This window comes from Dietzia sp. DQ11-38-2 (assembly GCF_014145055.1).
Lineage (GTDB): Bacteria > Actinomycetota > Actinomycetes > Mycobacteriales > Mycobacteriaceae > Dietzia.
This window is the reverse complement of record NZ_JAALDW010000516.1, coordinates 1,179-6,022: the sequence shown is the minus strand read 5'-3', so window position 1 is coordinate 6,022 and position 4,844 is coordinate 1,179. Positions and strand designations below refer to the sequence as shown.

Annotated in this window: 6 protein-coding genes and 1 pseudogene; 2 read left to right on the top strand and 5 right to left on the bottom strand. The window is 69.0% G+C overall.

Annotated elements, in window-relative coordinates; all coding sequences use genetic code 11:
- Positions 1 to 173: pseudogene (locus tag G6026_RS16090) on the bottom strand (1-deoxy-D-xylulose-5-phosphate reductoisomerase); the annotation flags it as partial.
- 149 nt (positions 174 to 322) lie between these two features.
- Between G6026_RS16090 and G6026_RS16085 the strand changes: the two are divergent.
- Complete coding sequence (locus G6026_RS16085; protein ID WP_107756629.1) at positions 323 to 682, top strand: DUF2631 domain-containing protein; 360 nt, start codon at positions 323 to 325, stop codon at positions 680 to 682.
- 85 nt (positions 683 to 767) lie between these two features.
- Here the strand turns inward: G6026_RS16085 and rlmN are convergent, their stop codons facing one another.
- Entirely contained in the window at positions 768 to 1,877 is a 1,110-nt protein-coding gene (gene rlmN, locus G6026_RS16080) for a 23S rRNA (adenine(2503)-C(2))-methyltransferase RlmN (RefSeq protein ID WP_182613756.1), read from the bottom strand.
- A gap of 86 nt (positions 1,878 to 1,963) precedes the next feature.
- Here rlmN and G6026_RS16075 point away from each other — a divergent pair, with 86 nt between their 5' ends.
- Positions 1,964 to 2,386, top strand: coding sequence for a lipopolysaccharide assembly protein LapA domain-containing protein (locus tag G6026_RS16075; protein WP_182613755.1), 423 nt, complete (start codon positions 1,964 to 1,966; stop codon positions 2,384 to 2,386).
- Positions 2,387 to 2,409: 23 nt separating this feature from the next.
- On the opposite strand, the gene G6026_RS16070 is transcribed toward G6026_RS16075, so the two are convergent.
- Genes G6026_RS16070 through pyrH form a run of 3 tightly spaced genes read right to left on the bottom strand, consistent with a single transcriptional unit; the run spans position 2,410 to position 4,666 of the window.
- Positions 2,410 to 3,288, bottom strand: coding sequence for a phosphatidate cytidylyltransferase (locus tag G6026_RS16070; RefSeq protein WP_107756631.1), 879 nt, complete (start codon positions 3,286 to 3,288; stop codon positions 2,410 to 2,412).
- Between the two features lie 47 nt (positions 3,289 to 3,335).
- Entirely contained in the window at positions 3,336 to 3,893 is a 558-nt protein-coding gene (gene frr, locus G6026_RS16065) for a ribosome recycling factor (protein WP_107756632.1), read from the bottom strand.
- Between the two features lie 47 nt (positions 3,894 to 3,940).
- Positions 3,941 to 4,666, bottom strand: a complete 726-nt coding sequence (pyrH, locus tag G6026_RS16060) for a UMP kinase (RefSeq protein ID WP_107756633.1) — start codon at positions 4,664 to 4,666, stop codon at positions 3,941 to 3,943.
- Positions 4,667 to 4,844 lie beyond the last annotated feature (178 nt).

The window sequence follows — 4,844 nt, the reverse complement described above, 5'->3', positions numbered from 1 at the left end:
CCCGTGGCGGCGATCTGGTCGCCGAGCAGCCCGATCCGCCCGCCGCCCGCGGCCAGGCCCACCACGTCGAACCGGCCGGGGCCGGCCCCGGAGGTCACCTCCAGTGCCTGGGTACCGATCGAACCGGTGCTTCCGAGGATGAGAACGCGCGTGGTCACCTCGTCATTGTCCACGTCCGGAGCGCCCGGCGCCGCATCGCGTGGTCACGCCCGGCCCCGATGCGGGCGGGTTACCCACAGTCCCTCACCGGGCGTGTGCCAGACTGGACGCGATGTCGGCGGCCCGCGGGGCCGCCAGCGAGCCGTGAGGAGAACCGGGGAGCATGAGCGCGGACGGGCACCACACCAGCAAGGAAATCGTCGTGGGGGGCATCAGCTCGCTGGACGAGCCCTCCGTTGAATGGGGCTGGCACCAGCACAGCAGGAAGGTCGGCCTCGCCGTGGGCGGCTTCTTCGTGCTGTTCCTCCTGGCCATGCTCTTCGGCAACCACATCGGCCGGGTCGAGGACATCTGGGTGGTCGCCATCGCCCTGTTCCTCGCCGCCTGGATGTTCCACTCGCTGCGCCCGAAGAAGGATGACAGCCTGAAGAAGGCCAGGGTGTACGAGGTGCCCGCCGATCACTACTCGGTGGTCGGTGCCGCGGCGTCCGGCGCGGTCGGGACCGCTCCCGCCAAGCGCTGAGAGCCCGGTACGACGAGGCCGCCACCCGCGAATCTCGCGGGCGGCGGCCTCGTCTGTGCTCCGGAGCGGCTGGCATCCCCCGGCCTCACCCTTCGGCGGCGAGTTGGCCACAGGCGGCCGCGATCTCCTGACCCCGGGTGTCCCTGACGGTGCAGGACACCCCGGATTGCCGAACCGCCGCCACGAATGCGTCCTGTTTGTGCTTCGGGCTGGCGTCCCACTCACTGCCCGGTGTCGGGTTGAGCGGGATCAGGTTCACATGAGCCATGGGCCCGAGCCGCTGGGTGAGCAGTCGACCCAACATCTCCCCGCGCCAGGTCTGGTCGTTGACGTCGCGGATCAGCGCATACTCGATCGACACGCGACGACCCGTGGCGTCGGCGTAGTGCCGCGCGGCGTCCATGACCTCGCTGACGGGCCACCTGTTGTTCACGGGGACCAGGGTGTCGCGCAGTTCGTCGTCGGGAGTGTGCAGGGACACCGCCAGGGTGACGTGCAGCCCCTCCTCCGCGAGCCGGTGGATGGCGGGCACCACCCCCACGGTCGACACCGTCACCGACCGCTGGGACAGTCCGAACCCCGACGGTGGCGGGGAGACGATCCCCCGGACCGCGGTGAGAACCCGCTTGTAGTTGGCCAGCGGCTCCCCCATTCCCATGAACACCACGTTGGACAGTCGGCCCGGCCCCCCGGGGACCTCACCGTCCCGCATGGCCCGGGCCGCTTCCCGGACCTGTTCGAGAATCTCGGCGGCCGAGAGATTGCGCTGGAGCCCGGCCTGCCCGGTCGCACAGAACGGGCACGCCATTCCACACCCGGCCTGGCTCGAGATACACAGCGTGGCGCGGTCGGGATAACGCATGAGGACGCTCTCGACCAGCGACCCGTCGTGGAGTTTCCACAGGGTCTTGCGCGTGGTGCCCCCGTCGGCCGCGATGTGCCGGACCGAGGAGGCCAGGCGCGGGAACAACTCCGAACCGATCTGCTCGCGCAGACCGGCCGGCAGATCCGTCATCGCACCCGGGTCCGCCTCGAGGCGACCGAAGTACTGGTTGGCGAGCTGCTTGCCCCGGAACGCGGGGACCCCGAGTTCACCCATCGCCTCGGCCCGGCCCGCGGCGTCGAGATCGGCGAAGTGACGAGGGGGAAGACCCCGCCGGGGGGCGTCGAAGACGAGGGGCAGTGGCTCAACCATGATGGGTGCCATTGTGTCAGAAACCGGTCTGCACGACACACCGCCAGCGGATGCCGGGGGCCGGGCGGAGGGAATAGAGTCCTGTCATGCCCACGCGTTCGCATGACCCCGTAGAACCCGATCACGATCCGGCGTCGACCGACATCGCCCCTCTCGAGGACACCCACGCCTCCGCCTCGGCGCCGGTGCCCGCCGAAGGGGCCCGGGATGCCGGGCGGGGACCTGACGCCGGACTTCCCGATGTCTCGGCCGGCAGACTCGGATCGGCGTGGGTGGGGCTGGTCCTCGGTGCTCTGGTGACGATTCTGCTGCTGGTCTTCGTCGCGCAGAACACCACCTCGACCGACGTCCGATATCTCGGCCTCGAGTTCAGCCTCCCGTTGGGGGTGCTGATCCTGTTCGCCGCCATCGCCGGTGCGCTGATCATGGCGCTGTTCGCCGGGTTCCGCATCCTCCAGCTCCGTATGCGTGCCCGCCGAGCGCGCAAGGTGAGCGCCCGCGGCCACTGACCTGCCGACGGTGCCCGGTGCGGTCAGGTCGGGACGACGAAGGTGAAGATGATCCACACCACGACGGCGGTGGGCAGGACCGAGTCCAGGCGATCCATGAACCCGCCGTGTCCCGGCAGCATCGTACCCATGTCCTTGATCCCGAGGTCCCGCTTGACCTGGGACTCGATGAGGTCGCCCAGGGTCGCGGTGAACACGGTGAGGACGCCCAGCAGGACGCCCTTGAAGACGTTGTCGTCGAACAACAACACCACGACGAGCGCGCCCCCGACGATGGCGAACACCATCGAGCCGGCGAAGCCCTCCCACGACTTCTTGGGGCTCACCGCGGGCGCCATCGGATGCTTGCCGAACAGCACGCCTGTGACGTATCCCCCGACGTCCGAACACACCACCAACAGGATCAGGGCGACGACCCGCTGGGCCCCGAAGTCGCCGTCCGCGAGCATGGCCCCGAGAGCGCCCGGGACCGCGATCCACACGAGGACGAAGACGGCGACCGAGACGTCCCGGAGGTAGTTCTGCGGTGCCGTGGTCAGGCCCGCCATCAACAGCCGCCAGACCAGGACCAGAACCGTCGTGGCGGCGAACGCAGCGAAGGCCCCTCTGGCCCCGGCGAAGAACCCGGCCCAGACCATCGCCTGCCCGCCCAGGAGCAGAGGCAGGAGCGGGAGCCGGAACTGGGCCTGCCGGAGACGCTTGAACACCTCCCAGGTCCCGATGGCGACCGCGCCGGCGGCGACCAGGTACCAGGCCCTGGGGTTGAACGCGATGCTCGCGATGACCAGCGCCCCGAGCCCGACGCCCACGGGGATGGCGCGGGTCAGGTCCCGGCCCGCCCGCGATGGTGGAGCAGCTGCCGCGGCTGTGGGCCCGGGTGGGCCTGGCGGGGCGGTGTCCACGGCATTCTCCTCGGATCTCGGGGGTCGGTCGGCGGGTGCGTCGGTGGTCAGACCTCCATGAGGTCGCCTTCCTTGCCCTTGACGAGCTCGTCCACGTCGGCCACGAAGCGGTGGGTGAGCTTGTCGAGCTCCTTCTCGGCGGCGTTGACCTCGTCCTCGCCGGCCTCGCCGTCCTTGACGATGCGCTTGAGTTCGTCCATCGCCTTTCGACGGACCCCGCGCACTGCGATGCGGCCGTCCTCCGCCTTGGCCTTGGCCTGTCTGACGAGGTCGCGACGACGCTCCTCGGTGAGTTGCGGAACCGTCACGCGGAGGACCTGACCGTCGTTGGTCGGATTGACGCCGAGATCGGAATTGCGGATGGCGTTCTCGATCGGCCCGATCTGGGACATCTCGTACGGCTTGATGATGAGCATCCGGGGTTCGGGAACCGAGACACTGGCCATCTGGGTGATGGGGGTCAGGGTCCCGTAGTACTCGCAGAGCACCCGGTTGAACATGCCGGGGTTGGCGCGACCGGTGCGGATGGCCGCGAGTTCGTCACGGACGCGCTCGACGGCCTTCTCCATCTTCTCCTCGGCCTCGAGCAGGGTGTCGTCGATCATGTGATGTCTTCCGTTCTCTACGTGAGTGAGGTGGGGGGTCCTGCGCCTCAGGCCGGGCTGCTGACGAGGGTTCCGATCTCCTCACCGGCGACCGCGCGCGCGATGTTGCCCTCGGTGAGGAGGTTGAAGACCAGGATCGGCATCTTGTTGTCCATACAGAGACTGAACGCGGTGGTGTCGGCGACCTTCAGTCCCTGTTCCAGGCACTCGCGGTGCTCGATCCGCGTGAACAGTTCGGCGTCGGGGTTGGTCCGCGGGTCGTCGGAGTAGATCCCGTCGACGGCCTTCGCCATCAACAGCACCTCCGCTTTGATCTCGAGCGCGCGTTGGGCGGCGGTGGTGTCGGTGGAGAAGTACGGCATCCCCATGCCCGCGCCGAAGATCACCACCCGTCCCTTCTCCAGATGTCGCTCGGCACGGAGGGGGATGTACGGTTCCGCGACCTGTCCCATGTGGATCGCGGTCTGCACCCGGGTCGACACGCCCTCCTGCTCGAGGAAGTCCTGGAGCGCCAGGCAGTTCATCACGGTGCCGAGCATCCCCATGTAGTCGCTGCGCGCACGGTCGAGACCACGCTGCTGCAACTGGGCGCCGCGGAAGAAGTTCCCGCCGCCGATGACGATCGCGATCTGCGCACCCGTGCGGGAGACCTCGGCGATCTGCCTCGCGACCGACTGGACCACATCGGGATCGATCCCCACGCCGCCCCCGCCGAACATCTCTCCGCCCAGCTTGAGCATCACACGTCTGTAGCCGTCCCGCGGGTCGGTCATCGCTCTCCTCGTCCCGGACGGATCGCGCCCGTCTCGTGCGTCAAACGCCCCCCGACGTCCTCGTCGAGCGGCCGTACGGCCCATGGTGGGACCTCGTCCATTCTGCCCTATCACCCCCGGCGCCACACCGCGGCCCGCGCGTTCTGAGACGGAAACGGTCGGACACAGACCGACGGCG

Excerpts from the sequence above, each read along its gene's own strand:
- G6026_RS16085 (WP_107756629.1), top strand. The coding sequence starts at position 323 with ATGAGCGCGGACGGGCACCACACCAGCAAGGAAATCGTCGTGGGGGGC.
- rlmN (WP_182613756.1), bottom strand. The coding sequence starts at position 1,877 with ATGGTTGAGCCACTGCCCCTCGTCTTCGACGCCCCCCGGCGGGGTCTT.
- G6026_RS16075 (WP_182613755.1), top strand. The coding sequence starts at position 1,964 with ATGCCCACGCGTTCGCATGACCCCGTAGAACCCGATCACGATCCGGCG.
- frr (WP_107756632.1), bottom strand. The coding sequence starts at position 3,893 with ATGATCGACGACACCCTGCTCGAGGCCGAGGAGAAGATGGAGAAGGCC.
- pyrH (WP_107756633.1), bottom strand. The coding sequence starts at position 4,666 with ATGACCGACCCGCGGGACGGCTACAGACGTGTGATGCTCAAGCTGGGC.